Annotated in this window: 21 protein-coding genes; 7 read left to right on the top strand and 14 right to left on the bottom strand. The window is 71.6% G+C overall.

Features of this window, described 5'->3' with window-relative positions:
- Positions 1 to 96 precede the first annotated feature (96 nt).
- Positions 97 to 1,368 carry an MFS transporter gene (locus tag SCNRRL3882_RS15055; RefSeq protein ID WP_029181802.1) on the bottom strand — a complete coding sequence of 424 codons (1,272 nt, stop codon included), beginning with the start codon at positions 1,366 to 1,368 and terminating at the stop codon, positions 97 to 99.
- A 63-nt stretch (positions 1,369 to 1,431) separates the two neighbouring features.
- Between SCNRRL3882_RS15055 and SCNRRL3882_RS15050 the strand changes: the two genes are divergently transcribed.
- Positions 1,432 to 2,394: a LysR family transcriptional regulator gene (locus SCNRRL3882_RS15050; protein ID WP_029181803.1), complete on the top strand. Its 963-nt coding sequence runs from the start codon at positions 1,432 to 1,434 to the stop codon at positions 2,392 to 2,394.
- A gap of 71 nt (positions 2,395 to 2,465) precedes the next feature.
- Here SCNRRL3882_RS15050 and SCNRRL3882_RS15045 read toward each other — a convergent pair whose 3' ends face one another.
- On the bottom strand, positions 2,466 to 3,224 hold the full coding sequence (locus SCNRRL3882_RS15045) for an alpha/beta hydrolase (RefSeq protein ID WP_029181804.1): 759 nt from the start codon (positions 3,222 to 3,224) through the stop codon (positions 2,466 to 2,468).
- A gap of 123 nt (positions 3,225 to 3,347) precedes the next feature.
- Between SCNRRL3882_RS15045 and SCNRRL3882_RS15040 the strand changes: the two genes are divergently transcribed.
- Together SCNRRL3882_RS15040 and SCNRRL3882_RS15035 are read left to right on the top strand one after the other, a co-directional pair.
- Positions 3,348 to 4,505 carry an adenosine deaminase gene (locus SCNRRL3882_RS15040; RefSeq protein WP_010048879.1) on the top strand — a complete coding sequence of 386 codons (1,158 nt, stop codon included), beginning with the start codon at positions 3,348 to 3,350 and terminating at the stop codon, positions 4,503 to 4,505.
- 142 nt (positions 4,506 to 4,647) lie between these two features.
- A complete protein-coding gene (locus SCNRRL3882_RS15035) occupies positions 4,648 to 4,971 on the top strand; it encodes a hypothetical protein (protein ID WP_010048881.1) in 324 nt (107 codons plus the stop codon).
- A gap of 84 nt (positions 4,972 to 5,055) precedes the next feature.
- Here SCNRRL3882_RS15035 and SCNRRL3882_RS15030 read toward each other — a convergent pair whose 3' ends face one another.
- The 5 genes from SCNRRL3882_RS15030 to afsQ1 all read right to left on the bottom strand — a co-directional run bounded on the left by SCNRRL3882_RS15030 (position 5,056) and on the right by afsQ1 (position 8,906).
- Positions 5,056 to 5,268, bottom strand: coding sequence for a PspC domain-containing protein (locus SCNRRL3882_RS15030; RefSeq protein ID WP_010048883.1), 213 nt, complete (start codon positions 5,266 to 5,268; stop codon positions 5,056 to 5,058).
- 62 nt (positions 5,269 to 5,330) lie between these two features.
- On the bottom strand, positions 5,331 to 5,912 hold the full coding sequence (locus SCNRRL3882_RS15025; protein ID WP_010048884.1) for a VanZ family protein: 582 nt from the start codon (positions 5,910 to 5,912) through the stop codon (positions 5,331 to 5,333).
- A gap of 95 nt (positions 5,913 to 6,007) precedes the next feature.
- Positions 6,008 to 6,625, bottom strand: coding sequence for a hypothetical protein (locus tag SCNRRL3882_RS15020; RefSeq protein ID WP_010048885.1), 618 nt, complete (start codon positions 6,623 to 6,625; stop codon positions 6,008 to 6,010).
- Entirely contained in the window at positions 6,625 to 8,331 is a 1,707-nt protein-coding gene (locus SCNRRL3882_RS15015; RefSeq protein WP_418952395.1) for an ATP-binding protein, read from the bottom strand. Before SCNRRL3882_RS15015 ends, SCNRRL3882_RS15020 begins: the two co-directional genes overlap by 1 nt.
- Positions 8,229 to 8,906: a two-component system response regulator AfsQ1 gene (afsQ1, locus tag SCNRRL3882_RS15010; RefSeq protein WP_010048893.1), complete on the bottom strand. Its 678-nt coding sequence runs from the start codon at positions 8,904 to 8,906 to the stop codon at positions 8,229 to 8,231. Before afsQ1 ends, SCNRRL3882_RS15015 begins: the two co-directional genes overlap by 103 nt.
- Before the next feature lie 237 nt (positions 8,907 to 9,143).
- Here afsQ1 and SCNRRL3882_RS15005 point away from each other — a divergent pair, with 237 nt between their 5' ends.
- Complete coding sequence (locus SCNRRL3882_RS15005; protein ID WP_010048895.1) at positions 9,144 to 9,899, top strand: SigE family RNA polymerase sigma factor; 756 nt, start codon at positions 9,144 to 9,146, stop codon at positions 9,897 to 9,899.
- A gap of 183 nt (positions 9,900 to 10,082) precedes the next feature.
- Here the strand turns inward: SCNRRL3882_RS15005 and SCNRRL3882_RS15000 are convergent, their stop codons facing one another.
- Complete coding sequence (locus SCNRRL3882_RS15000; protein ID WP_078603015.1) at positions 10,083 to 10,787, bottom strand: uridine kinase; 705 nt, start codon at positions 10,785 to 10,787, stop codon at positions 10,083 to 10,085.
- Between the two features lie 56 nt (positions 10,788 to 10,843).
- Here SCNRRL3882_RS15000 and SCNRRL3882_RS14995 point away from each other — a divergent pair, with 56 nt between their 5' ends.
- Positions 10,844 to 11,239 (top strand): hypothetical protein, encoded by a 396-nt coding sequence (locus tag SCNRRL3882_RS14995; RefSeq protein WP_010048898.1) that lies wholly within the window; start codon positions 10,844 to 10,846, stop codon positions 11,237 to 11,239.
- An 84-nt stretch (positions 11,240 to 11,323) separates the two neighbouring features.
- Here SCNRRL3882_RS14995 and SCNRRL3882_RS14990 read toward each other — a convergent pair whose 3' ends face one another.
- Genes SCNRRL3882_RS14990 through deoC form a run of 3 tightly spaced genes read right to left on the bottom strand, consistent with a single transcriptional unit; the run spans position 11,324 to position 14,623 of the window.
- A complete protein-coding gene (locus SCNRRL3882_RS14990) occupies positions 11,324 to 12,211 on the bottom strand; it encodes an aldehyde dehydrogenase family protein (protein WP_010048899.1) in 888 nt (295 codons plus the stop codon).
- Positions 12,204 to 13,640: an aldehyde dehydrogenase family protein gene (locus SCNRRL3882_RS14985; RefSeq protein WP_010048901.1), complete on the bottom strand. Its 1,437-nt coding sequence runs from the start codon at positions 13,638 to 13,640 to the stop codon at positions 12,204 to 12,206. The genes SCNRRL3882_RS14990 and SCNRRL3882_RS14985 overlap by 8 nt, the downstream gene beginning before the upstream one ends.
- A gap of 20 nt (positions 13,641 to 13,660) precedes the next feature.
- Complete coding sequence (gene deoC, locus SCNRRL3882_RS14980; RefSeq protein ID WP_010048903.1) at positions 13,661 to 14,623, bottom strand: deoxyribose-phosphate aldolase; 963 nt, start codon at positions 14,621 to 14,623, stop codon at positions 13,661 to 13,663.
- A gap of 127 nt (positions 14,624 to 14,750) precedes the next feature.
- Between deoC and SCNRRL3882_RS14975 the strand changes: the two genes are divergently transcribed.
- Positions 14,751 to 15,455: a PH domain-containing protein gene (locus tag SCNRRL3882_RS14975; protein ID WP_010049316.1), complete on the top strand. Its 705-nt coding sequence runs from the start codon at positions 14,751 to 14,753 to the stop codon at positions 15,453 to 15,455.
- Positions 15,456 to 15,563: 108 nt separating this feature from the next.
- Here SCNRRL3882_RS14975 and SCNRRL3882_RS14970 read toward each other — a convergent pair whose 3' ends face one another.
- From SCNRRL3882_RS14970 to SCNRRL3882_RS14960, 3 genes are all read right to left on the bottom strand, one after another.
- A complete protein-coding gene (locus tag SCNRRL3882_RS14970; protein ID WP_010049318.1) occupies positions 15,564 to 17,201 on the bottom strand; it encodes a phospho-sugar mutase in 1,638 nt (545 codons plus the stop codon).
- Between the two features lie 368 nt (positions 17,202 to 17,569).
- Positions 17,570 to 18,394: a purine-nucleoside phosphorylase gene (locus SCNRRL3882_RS14965; protein WP_010045591.1), complete on the bottom strand. Its 825-nt coding sequence runs from the start codon at positions 18,392 to 18,394 to the stop codon at positions 17,570 to 17,572.
- Between the two features lie 92 nt (positions 18,395 to 18,486).
- Complete coding sequence (locus SCNRRL3882_RS14960) at positions 18,487 to 18,924, bottom strand: gamma-glutamylcyclotransferase (protein ID WP_010045592.1); 438 nt, start codon at positions 18,922 to 18,924, stop codon at positions 18,487 to 18,489.
- Between the two features lie 95 nt (positions 18,925 to 19,019).
- Here SCNRRL3882_RS14960 and SCNRRL3882_RS14955 point away from each other — a divergent pair, with 95 nt between their 5' ends.
- Positions 19,020 to 20,468: an NAD(P)H-quinone dehydrogenase gene (locus tag SCNRRL3882_RS14955; protein ID WP_010045593.1), complete on the top strand. Its 1,449-nt coding sequence runs from the start codon at positions 19,020 to 19,022 to the stop codon at positions 20,466 to 20,468.
- Positions 20,469 to 20,551: the final 83 nt, after the last annotated feature.

The following is a 20,551-nucleotide window of genomic DNA, read 5'->3' as shown; positions in this document are numbered from 1 at the left end:
ATCCCCCTGGTCGAATCCGGTGGTCAGTAGACGCGGACGTTATCCGCGGCCACTGACAACCGGCCCCGACCAGGGGGAGGAGTCAGGCTTCGAGGCTCAGGCGGCCGTGGCCGGGCGGCGCTGCATCCGCGCCGCCCGCGTCCCGAACACCGTGATCGTCACGACGCCCAGGACCGCCAGCAGCCCGACGCCGACCGTCCCGGCCCAGCCGCCCGCGTGGAAGGCGATGGCGCCGACCGTGCTGCCCGCGCTGGAGCCGATGTAGTAGGCCGACTGGTAGAGCGCCGAGGCCTGTGCGCGGCCGGTCGTGGCCGTCTTGCTGACCGCGGAGGAGGCCACCGCGTGGCCCGCGAAGAAGCCCGCCGTGATGAGGACCAGGCCCAGCAGGACCAGCGGGAGCGAGCCCGCCAGGGACAGCAGCAGGCCCGCCGCCGTCGTACCGCCGCCCGCGTACAGCGCGCCCCGGCGTCCCAGCCGGCCCACCAGACGGCCGGCCGTCGACGCGGACACCGTACCGACGAGGTACACCAGGAAGATCGAGCCGATGATGCCCTGCGGCAGCGAGAACGGGGCCTCGGTCAGCCGGTAGCCGATGACCGTGTACACGCCGCCGAACACCGTCATGAACAGCGCGCCGATCGCGTACAGCCGGCACAGCAGCGGGTTGGACAGATGGTCACGGACCGTCCGGGCCAGCACGCGCGGCCGCAGCGAACCGGCCTTGAAGTTCTTCGGGGCGGGGAGCAGCAGCCGGAAGGCCACCGCGCACGCCACGGCGATCGCGCCGATCACACCGACGGCTACCCGCCAGCCCCACTCCTGCGCGACCCAGCCGGTGATGACCCGGCCGCTCATCCCGCCGACGCTGTTGCCCGCGACGAACAGTCCGATCGCGGTGACCAGCGCCTTGGGGCTGACCTCCTCCGCGAGGTACGCCGTCGCCGACGCCGGCAGCCCGGCCAGGGCCGCGCCCTGGAGCGCCCGCAGCACGACCAGGACCCCCAGCGACGGTGCGAAGGGCACCAGCAACCCGACGGTCACCGCCACGGCCAGCGAGGCGGTCATGACCGTACGCCGTCCGAAACGCTCCGACAGGGCGCTCATCGGCAGGACGAACAGCGCCAGCCCGCCCGTCGCGGCGGCCACCGTCCAGCTCGCGTCGCTCGCCGCCACCCCGAACTCGCCGGAGATCAGCGGGAGCAGCGCCTGCGTGGAGTACAGCAGCGCGAAGGTCGCGACACCCGCGAGGAAGAGGGCGAGGCTCATCCGGCGGTAGCCGGGCCCGCCCGGGGACATACGTGAGTCGGCGGCAGGGACAGCGGCATCGGCGCCCACGATCGTGGACGCCCCGGTACTGGCGGGAGACATGCCTCGAACCTACGTACGCGCCCACTGATCCGTCCAATGCATGGAACCGCCATAATCGTTCCCATGGCGCATCAACACAGCTCAGCGGCTCGGCTGTCACCATCCAGTGACACAGAAGACATGGCAGAGATGTCCAAGGTGCTGGCGCCCCGCCTCGCGTACTTCGCGGGCGTCGCCCGTACCGAGCACGTCACCCGCGCCGCCCAGGAGATGAACGTCCCCCAGTCGACCCTCTCCCGGTCCATGGCCCGCCTGGAGCAGGACCTCGGCGTCGACCTCTTCGCCCGCCACGGCCGCACGGTCTCCCTCACCCCGGCCGGGCGCACTTTCCTCACCTCCGTCGAGCGGGCCCTGGCCGAGGTCGAGCGCGCCGCCGAGGAGGTGCGGGCCGATGCCGACCCCACCACCGGCAAGGTCGCCTTCGGCTTCCTGCACACCATGGGCGCCGAGACGGTCCCGGGCCTCCTCCAGGCCTTCCGCGCCGACCATCCGCGCGTCCGCTTCAGCCTCGTCCAGAACTACGGCGAGGCCATGCTCGAACGCCTCCGCGCCGGCGAACTGGACCTGTGCCTGACGTCCCCCGTCCCCGACGCCCCCGACCTGGTCGCCCGCCGCCTCGACGAACAGAAACTCCGCCTCGTCGTCCCGGCCGACCACTCCCTCGCGGGCCGCCGCCGCATCCGCCTCGCCGAGGCCGCGGACGAGATGTTCGTCACCCTGGAACCCGGCTACGGCCTCCGCCGCATCACCGACGACCTCTGCAAGGAGGCCGGCTTCAAGCCGCGGATCGCCTTCGAGGGAGAGGAGGCGGAAACCCTGAGGGGCCTGGTGGCGGCGGGCCTGGGGGTAGCCCTCCTCCCACCACCTGCCGTCCCCCGCCCAGGGGTGGTCGAGCTGACGGTGACGGCCCCACGCGCGGCCCGAGAGATCGGCGTGGCCTGGCTGGAGGGCCACCCGGACACACCCCCGGTGGCAGCCTTCAAAAGGTTCCTGCTCTCAAGAAGAGGCAGCTTGTTGCCGACCTGAAGGGGCGCGGGGAACTGCGCGACAAGCCGTAAACGACCCGCACTGGCCGACTGACAAGCACCCCCACGGCGCTACCGCCTCGAAGGACTGAACCCGGCGGCCAACGGCATCCGCAACCCCAACGGCGGCGGCGCCGCAAAAGCGTCCCGCACGGGACGGGACACAGCCCGCCCGAACAACGCCCCCATCACGAAGTCCTCGGCCAGCGCGAGCACTTCGTCCCGGTACTGATTCAGCCCGTGCCCGTCCGCATGCACCTCGAACCGGCACACATCCCGATTCGCCTTCTTCGCCCGCGCCGCCAGCCGGAACGACAACTCGGGATCCGTCCGCCCGTCGTTCGTGCCGTGCACGATCAGCACCTGCCGCCCCACCAACTGCTTCACCGGTTCGGGTGGCGCGGCCACATCCTCCTCCGGCAGCCAAGGAGCGAGGGCCAGCACGGAGTTGACGGCCTCGTGGCCACCCGCGCGCAACCCGGCCCGGCCGCCCATGCCGATGCCGGCGAGGCAGACGGGAACGTCCCCGTAACGCCGCACGACCTCGTCCGCCGCCCAGGCCGCATCGGCCGCGAGGTTGGCCTCGCTGCCGTTCCAGCCGCGGTAGCGGTAGTGCACCACGTGCGTGACGAGACCCTCGTCCCGGCCCGCGCGGGCCAGGCGGCGGCCCAGGGCGCGTACGGAGGCGGTCGCCACCATGGGGGACGGCCTGCGGCCGGAGACCTCGTCGCCGCCGGGGAGCAGCAGCACCACGCCGCTGACCGCCGACGGCCCCGGACCGAATGTCCTGCCCAGCCGGGCCCTGCGAACCGGCGTCGGTTGGTGTGCCATGACAGAACAGTGTCAGAAGCGCGGGTGTACTCGACCCGTCCTTGCGGTCACCGTTACGTATCGACGGAAATGTAAAGGATCCGAGGGCACGCCATCTACGCGCGTAGGAGTTAGAGTGCGGAAATGACGAGCCAGACCATCGCGAACACCCCGACACCGGACCAGATCCAACGGGCGCCCAAGGTTCTGCTGCACGACCACCTCGACGGCGGTCTGCGCCCCGGCACCATCGTCGAACTCGCCCGCGCGACGGGCTACTCCCAGCTCCCGGAGACCGATCCGGAGAAACTGGGCATCTGGTTCCGCGAGGCCGCCGACTCCGGTTCCCTGGAACGGTACTTGGAGACCTTCTCCCACACCGTGGGCGTCATGCAGACCCGAGACGCCCTGGTGCGGGTCGCCGCCGAGTGCGCCGAGGACCTCGCCGCGGACGGCGTCGTCTACGCCGAGGTGCGCTACGCCCCCGAGCAGCACCTCGAAGGCGGTCTGAGCCTCGAAGAGGTCGTCGAGGCCGTCAACGAGGGCTTCCGGGAAGGGGAGCGCCGCGCCCGGGAGAAGGGCCTGCGCATCCGCGTCGGCGCCCTGCTCACCGCCATGCGGCACGCGGCCCGCGCCCTGGAGATCGCCGAACTCGCCAACCGCTACCGCGATCTGGGCGTCGTCGGCTTCGACATCGCGGGTGCCGAGGCCGGCTACCCGCCCACCCGGCACCTCGACGCCTTCGAGTACCTCAAGCGCGAGAACAACCACTTCACCATCCACGCCGGGGAGGCCTTCGGGCTGCCGTCCATCTGGCAGGCCCTCCAGTGGTGCGGCGCCGACCGGCTCGGGCACGGGGTGCGGATCATCGACGACATCCAGGTCCACGAGGACGGCACCGTCGAACTCGGGCGGCTCGCCTCCTACGTCCGGGACAAGCGCATCCCGCTGGAGCTGTGCCCGAGCTCCAACCTCCAGACCGGGGCGGCGGCCTCGTACGCCGAGCACCCCATCGGGCTGCTGCGGCGGCTGCACTTCCGGGCCACGGTGAACACGGACAACCGCCTGATGTCCCACACGAGCATGAGCCGGGAATTCGAGCACCTTGTCGAGGCGTTCGCCTACACGCTCGACGACCTGCAGTGGTTCTCAGTCAATGCGATGAAATCAGCGTTCATTCCTTTCGATGAACGGCTGGCCATGATCAATGACGTGATCAAGCCGGGTTATGCCGAGCTGAAATCCGAATGGCTGTTCCGGCAGACCGCTTCCACCAGCGGTTCCGGGGCTTCGGAAGGCTGATCCGGGGCACATCGGCACACAGGGAATGCGGACGGTTTTCACAAGCCGTCCGCATTTCGATGTTTGCGGCGGATGGCGCCGCGTGAATACGGTCGCCGCACCGCTCACACACCCCTTCATCTCATTGCGAGGACGCACTTTCATGAAGCAGTCTGCTGCCAAGTCCCTCGGTGTCGCCGCTCTCGGTGCCGCCTTCGCCGCCACCGGTGCGGGCGCCGCCCAGGCCGCCCCGGCCGTCCCCGACACCGCCCAGGCGCTGGAGAGCGTCACCCAGGCGCTCCCGGCCGAACAGCTCTCCCAGACGCTGCCGGCGGGCTCGGGTGAAGCGGTGGGCCAGGGCCAGACCCTGGCGGGTACCGGTCTCGCCGCAGCCCAGCCGGTCGCCGGGCAGCTGCTCGCCCAGGGCCCGACGGGCCCGGCCGCCAAGCTGCTCGGCGGGCTCCCGGTGAACGGCCTTCCGGCCTGACCCTCCCGCCACGGGCGGACACACGCCGACGGGGCGCACCCCTGGACACAGGGTGCGCCCCATCGGCGTTTCCGCGACGGGTGGCTACCAGGCCGTCTGCGCCTTGTTCTGCACCTTGCTCTCCGAGGGCAGCAGGATCCACAGCGCGATGTACAGCAGGAACTGGGGGCCGGGCAGCAGGCACGAGACCAGGAAGATCACCCGCATCGTCGTCGTGGAGGTGCCGAAGCGCCGTGCCAGCGCGGCGCACACTCCGCCGATCATGCGGCCGTGGGTGGGGCGGGCGAGGCGTGACATGTGCGGCTCCTTCGTGAGGTGTCGTGAGGCCTCTCGTCCGAGTACCCCATCTGCACTCCACGCTACGGAGACGAAGGGGGCAAAGCGTCGCTCCACGGGGCGATCCCGACCCTGGGAATCGTCGGGGTCCGACCCTGAGCCGGCTCCTCCGGGGGCAGGGGCGCACGGGGCGGGCGCGCCGTGGTCCGGCGGCGCAGCCAGGAGCGGCCGGCGGGGACGAGCGCGAGATGCGCGAGGGCCACGCCCGCGGTGTTGAGGAACAGCGAGTCGACGTCGACGACCTGACCGGGAACGCCGGTCTGGAGCAGCTCTATGCCCAGTGACAGCAGGGCGCCGGCCGTGACGGTGTTCAGCAGGGACGCCAGCGGCGAGACGAACAGCCTGCCGCTCGCCATCGGCAGCAGCACGCCCAGCGGGGCGAGCAGGGCCAGCCCCTCACAGATCCGGCGGGCCGCCTCGGGCCAGCCCAGGGCGAGATCGGCCCGGATGCCGTCGAACGGCCGCAGATTGGCCGGCATCACCCAGGGCACGTCCAGCGGCCGCAGCGTCAGCCAGGCGACGAACGCGAGGTGTGCGACGAGGAGGACACCTCCTGTCACACGGATGCGGAACGCGGCGCTGCCGCCGATGGAGCCTTGACGCACGCCCCTCAAGACGCGGCCTCCGGCAGGATCGGTTCCGGGACGGGCCCCGGTCGGCCTGTGAGGCGTGCGCCACAGCCCGGCGGTGCCCGGCCCGCTCACGCCCCGGCCGCCTCCTTGGAGGGCGGTTCCTTGCTGCCCGGGCGGGCCCGCACCTCGTCCGTGCACTCGTAGCGGCGCGGGGAGCCGGCGCCGGGGCCGCCCAGGACCACGGAGCCGTCGCCCTCGGCGGCCGCCGAGTCGGAGAAGGTGCAGACGATCTGGGCGAGGGCGTACGAGGTGAGGCTGTCCGGCGCCGTGCTCAGCCGCAGTGTGTCCTCCGGGTCGCCGGGCCGGGGCCCGCCCACGGTGATGCCGCCGCGTACGTCCGTGCTGTAGCCGGCCTCCTTCTCGGCGGGCGACGGCGACGCCGCGAGCTGGTCCAGCAGGCCCTGCGCCACCAGCATCCGCCGCTCGGAGTCGGCCGCGCCGTCCGGGACCCGCACGGTCCGGTCGACGGTCACCAGCGAGGACCCGCACAGCAGGAACACCTGCACCGGCAGCCCCCGGGCGGTCTGCGTCGACACGTCCGGCTCGGCGAGCGAACAGCGCACCCGCGACGGCGCGGGCCCGAAGTTCGTCGGCACCTCCGTGGCCCGGATCCCGCAGCCGGCGAGCAGCAGGGCCAGCACGGACACCGCACCGATCCGGGCCCTGGACACGAGACGTGTGGTCATCAGGCGTCCCCCTTCGAGTCCGCGCCCCGGTCCTGGCCGGTGTCGTCCCCTGGCTTCCGCTCGCCCTCGGCGGGCTGTTCCCCCGGCCCGGACGTGTGGCGCGGGAGCCGCAGGGTGAACACCGCGCCCGAGTCGGGCGAGTTGGCCGCGGTGATCTCGCCGCCGTGGATGTGGGCGTTCTCCAGGGCGATGGACAGGCCCAGGCCGCTGCCCTCGGAGCGCGGCCGGGAGGCACTGGCCTTGTAGAAACGGTCGAAGACGTGCGGCAGGACGTCCTCGGGGATGCCGGGCCCGTGGTCCTGCACCTCGATGACGAGCGAGTCGTCGGCCTCGCGGACGGACACCCGCACCGGGGAGCCGCCGTGCTTGAGCGCGTTGCCGATCAGGTTGGCGAGGATGACGTCCAGACGGCGCGGATCCAGCCGGGCGTGGATGCCGCGGTCGGCGTCCAGCTCGACCGCGTCCAGCCAGGCGCGGGCGTCGATGCACGCGGTGATCTGGTCGGCGATGTCGACGTCGTCCAGGACGAGCCGGGCCGTGCCCGCGTCGAAGCGGGTGACCTCCATCAGGTTCTCGACCAGGTCGTTCAGCCGCCGCGTCTCGCTGACCACCAGTCGGACGGCCGGCTCGATCATCGGGTCCATGCTCCCGGTCTCCGCCTCCAGCTCCTCCTCCAGCACCTCCGTCACGGCGGTGATGGCGGTGAGCGGCGTCCGCAGCTCATGGCTCATGTCGGCGACGAACCGCCGGGACGCCTCGTCCCGCGCGGCCATGTCGGCGACCCGCTTCTCCAGCGCCTCGGCCGCCTTGTTGAAGGTCCGCGACAGGTCGGCGAGTTCATCGGTCCCGGACACCCTGAGCCGGGTGTCCAGCTTGCCCTCGCCGAGCCGCCGCGCGGCCGCCCCGAGCCGCTGCACCGGCTTCAGCACGGTCGTCGCGGCGGCCTGCGCGAGCAGCGCCGAGCCGATCAGCGCGAGCCCGGTGGCGATCCCCAGCGACCAGGACAGCGAGTTGAGGTCCTTCGCCTCCGGCTCCAGCGACTTCAGCATGTAACCGGTCGGACCGCCGCCGATCACCCGCGTACCGGCCACGAGATACGGCGTGTCGTGGTCGACGACCCGCTGCCAGTACAGGTGGTACGGGTGCTTGTCGGCCCCGTCGACCTTCTGCCTCTTGTTCACCGCCGTGCGCAGCGAGACCGGCACGTCCTGCAGCGAGAAGCCGCTCAGCCCGCCGGAGCTGCCGTAGACGGTCCTGCCGTCGGCGTTGCTCGCGACCAGCAGCACGCTGAAGCGCTGGTCGCTGCCCGCCATCTGGCCCGCGGTGTGCTGGAGCTCGTCCTGCGTCGGATGCTCGGGCAGCGCACCCGCCCGGTTCTGCATCTCCTGCTCGAAGTCGTGCAGCACGGCGTCCTGGGCGCGGGTGAGCACCGCCTCGCGGTTGAGCCAGTACGCGATGCCGGACGCGGACACGGCGGCCGTCAGCGCCACCAGGCCGAAGACGACGACCAGCCTCAGCCGCAGGCTGGTGAAGCGCAGCCGCGACAGGACTCCCTTGCGCGCCGCGGTCCAGCCGCGGTCCCCCCCTTGGTGGTGCCGCTGTCTCACTGAGGCGGATCCAGCCGGTAACCGACACCCCGCACGGTACGGATCAGCGTCGGGGACGAGGGCACGTCCTCGACCTTGGCGCGCAGCCGCTGGACACAGGCGTCCACGAGCCGCGAGTCGCCCAGGTAGTCGTGCTCCCACACCAGCCGCAGCAGCTGCTGCCGCGACAGCGCCTGCCCCGGCCGCCGGCTCAGCTCCAGCAGCAGCCGCAGCTCGGTCGGCGTGAGCTGGAGGTCCTCGCCGTTCTTCGTCACGGTCATCGCCGAGCGGTCGATGACGAGGCTGCCGAACGTCGCCGCGTCGTTGGACTCCCGTTCGCCGCGCCGCAGCACGGCCCGGATCCGGGCGTCCAGCACCCGCCCCTGCACCGGCTTGACGACGTAGTCGTCGGCGCCGGACTCCAGACCGACGACCACGTCGATGTCGTCGCTGCGCGCGGTCAGCAGGATGATCGGCAACTGGTCCGTGCGCCGGATGCGCCGGCACACCTCGAACCCGTCGATGCCGGGCAGCATCACGTCCAGCACGATCAGATCCGGCCGCTGCTCGCGCAGCAGCTTCAGACCGTCCTCACCACTGGCAGCGGTCGCCACCCGGTGACCCTGGCGCGTCAGTGAGAGCTCCAGGGCCGTCCGGATGGCGTCGTCGTCCTCGATCAGCAACAGGGAAGGCACGGGCACATTCTGGCCCATGGAGGGGCCGGGGTTCGACCTGTGGGCCGAGATGAGGGCCGCGCGTAGCGCCGACGCCTGTGCACGGGCCATGGCCGTCCTGTCGCAGACCCCTGTGACAGGTCTGTGACAGTCGGCGGACACGGCCATGAAAGTGCCGCGGCAAGCTTTTCGGCACACGCAGGAAAGCCCGCCCGACCGGCGGGCCGCACACCGGAAGTCCACGACGGGGGGCGCGAGATGAACACGCTGCACGGCACCAGCACCAGCGCAGTGGTCACGCGTCTGCACGACGTGAACCGGGGTTCCGAGAAGTCCGGTGCCGTGAGCGGGCGGGGGTGCGCTCGCGGCACCGGGCGTCAGCACACCGCGTTCATGACGGTGGTTGACGCGCACACGGGGGAGAACAAGGGGACGGGGGCGGTTCACGGGGGAGCCGCGTACGGGGAGGACTCGGGGGAGCGCCGCTCGCTGTCGGAGGCGGAGTTCACCGCCTACGTCCAGGAGCGCCGCGCCTCCCTGTACGCCACCGCCTACCACCTCACCGGCGACCGCTTCGAGGCCGAGGACCTGCTCCAGAGCGCGCTGTTCTCGACGTACCGGGCGTGGGACCGGATCAGTGACAAGGCCGCGGTCGGCGGATACCTCCGCCGCACCATGACCAACCTGCACATCAGCGCCTGGCGGCGCCGCAAGCTCAACGAGTACCCGACCGAGGAACTGCCGGAGACGCCCGGCGACACGGACGCGATGCGCGGCACCGAACTGCGCGCGGTCCTGTGGCAGGCGCTGGCCCGGCTGCCCGAGCTCCAGCGCACCATGCTGGTCCTGCGCTACTACGAGGGCCGCACGGACCCGGAGATCGCGGAGATCCTCGACATCAGTGTCGGCACGGTGAAGTCCAGCATCTGGCGGTCGCTCCGCCGGCTGCGCGAGGACGAGGTCCTCAGCTTCGGCCGTGACGAGCAGGACGCCTTCGGCGAGCTCGTCGCCTGAAGGTCGGGGGGGAGCACCAAAGGGGCCCCACGGGGGACTGGAACCGGGGCCCACGGGGGAACTGCGGAGACGCTGGGGGGCGTCTCCTCAGGAAGTGGGGGAAACACGGGGGAGGACAACGGGGGAGCACAAGAGCGGGACTGGAGGGCCGGGGGGTCCGTCCAGTCCCGCTTCTCTCGTTGCCTAGGCCGCCGTACCGAGGCTCGCACAGCGGCCCGCCGCCGCGGCCGCCAGCCGGCCCATCGCCTCGTCGCGGTCGCAGGCGTACGCGCCCAGCGCGGTCTGGCGGGCGACGATCTTGCGCTCGTCCCGCATCAGACGCCAGCCGCGGCGCAGCAGGAACGGCACCGACTTGCGGCCCTCCCGCAGATCCCGCAGGAAGCGGCGGCGGAACGTCCTCACCGGGCCGCGGCTCAGGCACAGCGCGTCGGCGAGGACGCCGAGCTCCCGGCAGCGCGTGACGATCTCCGCGGCGAAGATGCCCTCCGCGATGAACAGCGGGGTCCGCCCGATGTCCACCGTCTCCGTGCCGGTGCGGGCGCTCTGCGCGATGTCGTAGACGGGAACGTCCGTACGGCCCGTGCGGCACAGCCGGGTGATCGCGGCGACGGCCGTGTCCGCGTCCCACGATGCAGGATGGTCCCAGTCGATGTCCGAACTCCCCGCCACCAGCGGCAGCGTCGGGTCGTCGCCCTCCTTGTAGAAGTCGTCGAGCCGCAGCACCGGGAGGCCGGAGCGGGCCGCGAGGAGGGACTTGCCGGAGCCGGATGGGCCGCAGAGCAGCACGACTCGCGTCGGTATGGCCAGAGGGGAACTCACGGGACACCAGTGTGAGGCATCCATCGGGGGCCGTACGACCCCGCGGGTCGCCTTTGATGCGCGCGTCACACCTCAACTACCCTTTGTGTCGAATCGATTACCCAGTGCATCAGAAGGTGGCAGCGATGACCCGACACGACTCGCCCAAGAAGCCGACCGTCAGGCGTGCCCTGGCCGTGCTCGCGACCGCGGGAGTGGCGCTCGGAGCGGGGACGGCGACGGCCGCGGCGGGCACCGGCTCGATCTTGGACGTGGCCCACACCTCCCTCGGCAGGACCGACCCCCAGACCGGCTTGCGGACCGCGACCCAGGCCGTCGGTCACACCACCGGTCCGGTCACGGGCCTCAAGCCCAACCCCCTCGCCGGCACGGGAGTCGACCCGCTCGACAACAGCGTCGGCACCGAGGTCGCCGACTTCAAGCCGGTGAAGTCCAAGGAGCTGACGGGGCCGGTGGCGCAGGCCCAGTCGGTCGAGAGCGTGCCGGTGGCGGGGCAGGCGGCGGGACTGCTCTCGCGGTAGGCCTCGTACGCGACAGGCGCGCAGGAGAGAAGCCCCGGCCCTCCCGGACGGAGGAGGGCCGGGGCTTCCGCTGTGAGGGGCGGTCTAGTACGAGGAACCGGACGCGCCCAGCGACCCGGTGGGGTGCCAGACCGTTTTCGTCTCCAGGAACGCCGTCATGCGGTCGATGCCGGGAGTCTCCGTGTAATCCACAGGCTGTGGACGGAGGACGCGCTTGAGGTTGTCGGCCGCGGCGATCTCCAGTTCCTTCGCGAGGGCCTCGTCGGCGCCCGCGAGGTCGATCGCGTTGACGTCCTGGTGGGCGGCCAGCGGGGTCGCGATCTCCGCCGTACGGCCCGACAGGACGTTGACCACGCCGCCGGGGACGTCCGAGGTGGCCAGCACCTCGGCGAGGGACAGCGCGGGCAGCGGGGCCTTCTCGCTCGCCACCACGACCGCCGTGTTGCCGGTCGCGATCACCGGGGCGAGCACCGACACCAGGCCCAGGAAGGACGACTCCTGCGGCGCCAGAACCGCGACAACGCCCGTCGGCTCGGGGGAGGAGAGGTTGAAGAACGGACCCGCCACCGGGTTGCCGCCGCCGACCACCTGGGCGATCTTGTCGGTCCAGCCCGCGTACCAGACCCAGCGGTCGATCGTCGCGTCCACGACCGCCGCCGCCTTGGACTTCGACAGCCCCTCGGCGTCGGCCACCTCACGGGTGAACTGGTCGCGGCGGCCCTCCAGCATCTCCGCGACGCGGTAGAGGACCTGGCCGCGGTTGTACGCCGTCGCGCCGGACCAGCCGCCGAACGCCTTGCGGGCCGCGACGACGGCGTCCCGGGCGTCCTTGCGGGAGGACAGAGGCGCGTTCGCCAGCCAGTTGCCCTTGGAGTCGGTCACCTCGTACACCCGGCCGCTCTCGGAACGCGGGAACTTGCCGCCCACGTACAGCTTGTAGGTCTTGAGGACACTGAGTCGCGTGTCAGACATCGAGGTACGCCTCCAGGCCGTGGCGGCCGCCCTCGCGGCCGAAGCCCGACTCCTTGTAGCCGCCGAACGGCGACGTCGGGTCGAACTTGTTGAACGTGTTGGACCAGACGACGCCCGCGCGGAGCTTGTTCGCGACCGCCAGGATGCGCGAGCCCTTCTCCGTCCAGATGCCGGCGGACAGGCCGTACGGCGTGTTGTTCGCCTTGGCGACCGCCTCGTCCGGCGTGCGGAAGGTGAGCACCGACAGCACCGGGCCGAAGATCTCGTCGCGGGCGATGGTGTGCGCCTGGGTGACGTTGGTGAACAGCGTCGGGGCGAACCAGTAGCCGCTCTCGGGCAGTTCGCAGGCCGGTGACCAGCGCTCGGCGCCCTCCGCCTCGCCCTGCTCGACGAGGGAGGTGATGCGCGTGAGCTGCTCCTCGGAGTTGATCGCGCCGATGTCGGTGTTCTTGTCGAGCGGGTCGCCCAGGCGCAGCGTCGACAGGCGCCGCTTCAGGGACTCCAGCAGCTCGCCCTGGATGGACTCCTGTACCAGCAGGCGGCTGCCCGCGCAGCAGACCTGGCCCTGGTTGAAGAAGATGCCGTTGACGATGCCCTCGACGGCCTGGTCCACGGGTGCGTCGTCGAAGACGATGTTGGCGCCCTTGCCGCCCAGTTCGAGCGTGACCTTCTTGCGGGTGCCGGCGACCGTGCGGGCGATCTCCTTGCCGACGGCCGTGGAGCCGGTGAAGGCGACCTTGTCCACGTCCGGGTGGGCCACCAGCGCCGCGCCCGCGCCGCCGTAGCCGGGGAGGATGTTGACGACGCCCTTCGGCAGGCCCGCCTGGCGGCAGACGTCCGCGAAGAAGAGCGCCGTCAGGGGCGTGGTCTCCGCGGGCTTCAGCACGACCGTGTTGCCGGTGGCGAGGGCGGGCGCGATCTTCCACGCCAGCATCAGCAGCGGGAAGTTCCAGGGGATGACCTGGCCCGCCACGCCCAGCGGCCGCGGGTTCGCGCCGAAGCCGGCGTGGTCGAGCTTGTCGGCCCAGCCCGCGTAGTAGAAGAAGTGCGCCGCGACCAGGGGGAGGTCCGCGTCGCGGGTCTCCTTGATCGGCTTGCCGTTGTCGAGGGTTTCGAGCACGGCGAGCTCGCGGGAGCGCTCCTGGATGATCCGCGCGATGCGGAACAGGTACTTGGCGCGCTCCGAGCCGGGCAGCGCCGACCACTTCCCGAAGGCCTTGCGGGCGGCCTGCACCGCGCGGTCCACGTCAGCCTCGCCGGCCTGGGCGATCTCGGAGAGCACCTCCTCGGTGCTCGGCGAGACCGTCTTGAAGACCTTGCCGTCGGCCGCCTCCACGAACTCGCCGTCGATGAACAGGCCGTACGAGGGCGCGATGTCGACGATCGAGCGCGACTCGGGGGCCGGGGCGTATTCGAATACCGATGACACGTTTTCCCTGTTCATGGGGGTCAGTCCACCGTCACGTAGTCGGGGCCGGAGTAGCGGCCGGTGGCCAGCTTCTGGCGCTGCATCAGCAGGTCGTTCAGCAGCGAGGAGGCGCCGAAGCGGAACCAGTGGTTGTCCAGCCAGTCCCCGCCGGCGGTCTCGTTGACCAGGACGAGGAACTTGATGGCGTCCTTGGAGGTGCGGATGCCGCCGGCCGGCTTCACACCGACCTGGATCCCGGTCTGTGCACGGAAGTCACGCACCGCCTCCAGCATGAGGAGCGTGTTCGCCGGGGTCGCGTTGACGGCCACCTTTCCGGTGGACGTCTTGATGAAGTCCGCGCCCGCCAGCATCCCGAGCCAGCTGGCGCGGCGGATGTTGTCGTACGTCGAGAGCTCGCCCGTCTCGAAGATGACCTTCAGGCGCGCGGACGTGCCGCAGGCCTCCTTCACGGCGGTGATCTCGTCGTACACCTTCAAGTATCGGCCCGCGAGGAACGCCCCGCGGTCGATGACCATGTCGATCTCGTCGGCGCCCGCGGCGACGGCCTCACGGACGTCGGCCAGCTTGACGGCGAGCGGGGCGCGGCCGGCCGGGAACGCCGTGGCGACGGAGGCGACCTTCACGCCGGAACCGGCGACGGCCTCCTTGGCCACGGCCACCATGTCGGGGTAGACGCAGACCGCGGCCGTGGTCGGCGTCGTACGGTCGGTCGGGTCGGGCCGGACCGCCTTCGCGCCGAGCGCCCGGACCTTGCCCGGGGTGTCCGCGCCTTCCAGCGTCGTCAGGTCGACCATCGAGATGGCGAGGTCGATGGCGTACGCCTTCGCGGTCGTCTTGATCGAACGGGTGCCGAGGGAAGCCGCACGGCCCTCCAGCCCGACCGCGTCGACGCCGGGGAGCCCGTGGAGGAAGCGGCGCAGCGAGCTGTCGGACGCGGTGACGTCCTTGAGGGGGTGAGCTGCGGTGAGTGCAGAACTGGGCATGGTCACCAGACGAGCATATCTACGCGCGTAGCGGCTGTACAGCCCCTGGCTTTGCTCGGGTGGGTCGGGGTGGTGGGCGGGTGGGGGTGGTGGGGGTGGTGGACGTCCGGTCCGGCAGAATCGAGGCATGACGAGCCCCGAGTCCCAGTCGCCCGCGCCGCAGCCTCCGGAGCCCGAGTCCAAGGACCGGGTGTACCGGTCGGTTCCGGCCATCGCCGGTGGCGCGCTGCTGCTCGCCATCGCCGGGTGGCTCGGCATCGACGCGGTGATCTCGGGCGAGGGGCGCACGCCGTGGCTGGCGCTCGCCGTGCTGATCCTGATCGTGCCGCTGGTCGCCGCCTTCACGCTGCGGCCCGCCGTGTACGCCGGTGACGACCGGCTGCGTATCCGCAATCCGTTCCGCGTCATCGTGGTGCCGTGGGGCCAGGTCGCCGCGCTGAAGTCCGCCTACTCCAACGAGGTCCTCACCGAGTCCGGCGCGAAGTACCAGCTGTGGGCCGTACCCGTCTCACTGCGCGCCCGCAAGAAGGCCGCGCGGCGAGAGATGCGGGCGACCGCGCAGGCGCGGCGGGAGATGGGCCGGGACGAGGGGCGCGGCAGTGCGCTCGGGATGCGTGCCGGGCTGGGGCAGGGCCTCGGTGCGGGCCATGTGGCGGACGGGCCCGTCCGGGCGGAGACCGACCGGATCATGGATGAGCTGCGGGGGCTGCACGAGGCGCGGCGCCGGGCGGAGACGGCGCAGGGGGAGGTGACCGTGCGGTGGGCGTACGAGGTGATGGGGCCGGCGGTTGCCGGGGCGGTGTTGGTGCTGATTCTGCTGTTGGTGGGTTGAGGGGTTGAGGGGTTGAGGGGTTGAGGGGTTGGTGGGCTGAGGGGGCCGGCCCCGGGGGTGCTCGGGTTTCGGCGGGGCCGGCCTGTCAGCCTCAGGGCGGGGGCGCGGTCAGATGCCTGCCGCCGTCGACAGGTCGCGCTTGATCGACTCCAGTAGGGCCGTCACCTGGGCGCGGGCCTCGGGGAGGCCGGCGTGGGTCGCCACCGGGATCACGACCTCCAGGTAGCACTTCAGCTTCGGCTCGGTGCCGCTCGGGCGGACGATCACCCGGGCGCCGTCGAGGGTGTAGCGCAGGCCGTCCGTGGGCGGGAGGGTGTCCGTGCCCTGGGTGAGGTCGTCGGTCCGGGTGATCGGCAGGCCGGCGAGTTCGGTCGGGGGCTGTTCGCGCAGGCGGCGCATCGCGGCCGCGATCAGGGACAGGTCCTCGACGCGGACCGAGAGCTGGTCCGTGGCGTGCAGGCCGTGTTCCACGGCCAGGTCGTCGAGGAGGTCGAGGAGGGTGCGGCCCTCCTCCTTGAGCTGCGAAGCCAGTTCCGTGACCAGGAGCGCTGCCGTGATGCCGTCCTTGTCGCGTACGCCGTCCGGGTCGACGCAGTAGCCGAGGGCCTCCTCGTAGCCGTAGCGCAGGCCTTCCGCGCGGGCGATCCACTTGAAGCCGGTGAGGGTCTCGACGTGGGGGAGGCCGGCCTTCTCGGCGATACGGCCGAGGAGGGACGACGAGACGATCGACTCCGCGAAGGTGCCGGTCGCTCCGCGGCGGACCAGGTGGGCGGCGAGCAGGGCGCCGACCTCGTCACCGCGGAGCATGCGCCAGTCGGCGCCGTCCGGTACGGCGACGGCGCAGCGGTCCGCGTCCGGGTCGTTGGCGATGATCAGGTCGGGGGCCGGCGTGGTCGCGCGGGCCCGCGCGAACGCCAGGTCCATCGCGCCGGGCTCCTCCGGGTTGGGGAACGCGACGGTCGGGAACTCCGGGTCGGGGTCGGCCTGCTCCGCGACGAGGGCCGGTTCCGGGAAGCCGGCGCGGGCGAAGGCGGCGAGGAGGACGTCCTTGCCGACGCCGTGCATCGCCGTGTACACCGTGCGGGCGGTGCGGGGGGAATCCTTGGACAGTACGGCGTCGGTGCGGGCGAGGTAGGCGTCGAGGACGCTGTCGTCGAGGGTCTCCCAGCCTTCGGTGGGGCGCCGGACGGTGGTGAGGGACGGGACGGCGGCGATCTCTGCCGCGATGTCGATGTCCGCCGGGGGGACGATCTGGGAGCCGTCGCCGAGGTAGACCTTGTAGCCGTTGTCCCGGGGCGGATTGTGGCTGGCGGTGACCTCCACGCCGGCGACCGCGCCGAGGTGCCTTATCGCGAAGGCGAGGACGGGGGTGGGGAGGGGGCGGGGGAGGACGGCGGCGCGGAGGCCGGCGCCGGTCATGACGGCGGCGGTGTCGCGGGCAAAGTCGTGCGACTTGTGGCGGGCGTCGTAGCCGATGACGACGAGGCCGTCGTGGTGACCCTGCTTCTTGAGGTACGCGGCGAGCCCGGCGGCTGCGCGGATGACGACCGAGCTGTTCATGCGCATGGGGCCGGCGCCGAGTTCGCCGCGGAGGCCGGCGGTGCCGAACTGGAGCGTGCCGCTGAAGCGGGCGGCGAGTTCGGTGTGGTCCTGGGCGTCGATGAGGCGGGCGAGCTCGGTGCGGGTTTCCGGGTCGGGGTCCTCGGTGAGCCACGCCTGGGCCTGTGCGATGAGTTCGTCGTGCACGGTCTGTGTCAGCCTCTCGGTTCGTGGGTGTGCGGATGCCTGCGGCGGCCTGTGCGGGGCCGTGGGGGTGCGCGTAGCGCCTACCGGGGTGCGGTGGGGCGGGGCCGCGCCGGGGGGTGTCCGTCCTCGGAACGGCGCGATGGGGTCGGATACCGGCTAACCGTCCGTTGACGCGCCAACCGCTGCGGGCGGACACCCCCCGACACGTCCCCTTCCGTGCGTCGGCGGCTGCGGGTGCGTCGTGGCTGCCCTAGATGCGGGCCGCCCTAGCTGCGGGCAGTCGTGCCGCTAAGGGCGGCACGGGTGGGCGCAGCGGCACCCCGCTCCGGCTGCGGGCCCACCCGGCCTCGGCAGCGACGCCGGGGTGCTTACAGGCGTCCCAGGACCTGGGCGAGCAGTGAGCCCATGCGCGTTGCCGAATCCCGGCCGGCCTGGAGGACCTCCTCGTGGTTGAGGGGCTCTCCCGTCATGCCGGCCGCCAGGTTGGTCACCAGGGAGATGCCCAGAACCTCCGCACCCGCCTCACGCGCGGCGATCGCCTCCAGGACCGTCGACATGCCCACCAGGTCCGCACCGATGACCCGGGCCATACGGATCTCCGCCGGAGTCTCGTAGTGCGGGCCGGGGAACTGGGCGTAGACGCCCTCCTCCAGCGTGGGGTCGACCTCCTTGCACAGGGCCCGCAGGCGCGGGGAGTAGAGGTCGGTGAGGTCGACGAAGTTGGCGCCGATGATGGGGGAGGTGGCGGTGAGGTTGATGTGGTCGCTGATCAGGACCGGCTGGCCCGGGCGCATGCCCTCGCGCAGGCCGCCGCAGCCGTTCGTGAGGACGATCGTCTTGCAGCCGGCCGCCACGGCGGTACGGACGCCGTGGGCTACGGCCGCCACGCCCCGGCCCTCGTAGTAGTGCGTACGGCCGAGGAAGACCAGGGCGCGCTTGTTGCCGATCCGGTACGAGCGGATCTTGCCGCCGTGGCCCTCGACCGCGGGGGGCGGGAAGCCGGGCAGCTCCGTGACCTGGAGCTCGGCCTCGGGAGCGCCGAGGGCGTCCACGGCCGGAGCCCAGCCGGAGCCCATCACGAGGGCGACGTCGTGGGTCTCGGCGCCCGTGAGTTCGCGCAGGCGGGCCGCGGCGGCGTCGGCGGCGGCGTGGGGGTCGCCCTGGATGTCGTCCGGAAGAAGAGATGCGTTCACGCCGACGAGGGTAGCCGGTGATTGCCTACGCGCGTAGATGGCAGAGCTCACGGGGTGATGATCGTTGTCTTGTCGTTTCCGACGAAGCGGGCTCAGCAGGGGCGCTTGCGGAGTTCCATCACGTAGTCGTGCGGGGCGCCGGCCGACTCGGCCGCGTCGGCGATCTCACCCAGGTAGCGGGCCGACGGCAGGCCGCCCTCGTAGGCGTTGAGGGTGAAGGCCCACGCCTGCTCGTCACCCTCCAGGGTGTGCACCCGTACGCGTGTGCGGCGGTAGATGTCCAACCCCACGCCCTCCCAGCGGTCGAGTGACTCCTCGTCCATGGGGGCGATGTCGTACAGCGCGACGAAGACCTGGGAGACGGGGTCCTCGACGATCGTCGGCAGGGCGCCCTCCCAGCCCATGTGCTCGCCGCCGAACGTCAGTCGCCACCCGTTCAGCCAGCCGGTGGCGCGCAGCGGCGAGTGCGGGGCGCGGCGGGACATCAGCCGCGCGTCGAGGTTGCCGGCGTACGCGGCGTAGAGCGACATGGGGAGAGGGTACGGCAGGTGCCCCGGAGTCACTCGCGTAACGGTGCCGCATCGGGCGGGCCCCGGGGCGGTGCCGGGTTGAGGGGTGCGGGACAATGGAGTACGTGACTCGGATCGTGATCATCGGTGGCGGACCCGGCGGATACGAAGCGGCGCTGGTCGCCGCACAACTCGGTGCGGAGGTGACCGTCGTCGACTGCGACGGTCTGGGCGGGGCGTCGGTGCTGACCGACTGCGTGCCGTCCAAGACCCTGATCGCCACGGCCGAGGTGATGACCACCTTCGACTCGTCGTACGAGGAGCTGGGGATCATCGTCGCGGACGACACCCCGCCCCTGGAGCAGAGCGCCCGGGTGGTGGGGGTCGACCTGGGGAAGGTCAACCGGCGTGTGAAGCGGCTCGCGCTCGCCCAGTCGCACGACATCACGGCCTCCGTGACGCGTGCCGGGGCGCGTGTCCTGCGCGGGCGCGGGCGGCTGGAGGGCATGCAGGCGCTCGACGGGTCGCGCAAGGTCGTGGTGCGCGCCGCCGACGGGAGTGAGGAGACGCTCACGGCTGACGCGGTGCTCATCGCCACCGGCGGGCATCCCCGTGAGCTGCCCGACGCCCTGCCGGACGGTGAGCGGATCCTGAACTGGACGCAGGTGTACGACCTCAACGAGCTCCCCGAGGAGCTCATCGTGGTCGGGTCGGGTGTGACCGGTGCCGAGTTCGCCGGCGCCTACCAGGCCCTCGGTTCGAGGGTGACGCTCGTGTCGTCGCGGGACCGCGTGCTGCCGGGCGAGGACCCGGACGCGGCCGCCGTGCTGGAGGACGTCTTCCGGCGGCGCGGCATGAACGTCATGGGACGCTCCAGGGCGCAGTCCGCCAAGCGGGTGGGGGACCGGGTCGAGGTGACTCTCTCCGACGGGCGGGTCATCACCGGGTCGCACTGCCTCATGGCCGTCGGTGCCGTGCCCAACAGCGCGGGCATGGGGCTGGAGGACGCCGGGGTCAGGCTGCGCGAGTCGGGTCACATCTGGACCGACAAGGTGTCGCGTACGACCGCTCCCGGCGTGTACGCGGCCGGTGACGTGACGGGCGTGTTCGCCCTCGCCTCCGTGGCCGCCATGCAGGGACGCATCGCCATGTACCACTTCCTGGGCGATGCCGTGGCCCCGCTGAACCTGAAGACCGTCTCGTCGAACGTCTTCACCGACCCGGAGATCGCCACCGTCGGCTACACCCAGGCCGACGTCGACGGCGGGAAGATCGACGCCCGGGTCGTGAAGCTGCCGCTGCTGCGCAACCCGCGCGCGAAGATGCAGGGCATCCGCGACGGCTTCGTCAAGATCTTCTGCCGGCCGGGGACCGGGATCGTGGTCGGTGGTGTGGTCGTGGCGCCGCGTGCCTCGGAACTGATCCACCCCATCTCGATCGCGGTCGACAACAATCTGACAGTCGAACAGATTGCGAACGCCTTCACCGTCTACCCCTCGCTGTCGGGCTCGATCGCCGAGGTGGCACGGCAGTTGCACACCCGCAAGGAGACCGGCGAGAGCTGAGACCGGATCCGGATCCTCGCTGGTCACGGGGAGTGCTCGACCATTCGTACGGCATAGGCGGCGGGACTAGGCGCTATACCACT

Origin of the sequence: Streptomyces chartreusis NRRL 3882, from assembly GCF_900236475.1 — a bacterium.
Taxonomy (GTDB): domain Bacteria; phylum Actinomycetota; class Actinomycetes; order Streptomycetales; family Streptomycetaceae; genus Streptomyces; species Streptomyces chartreusis_D.
Note: the sequence above shows the minus strand (reverse complement) of the source record. Positions and strands in the feature narration are given on the sequence as shown.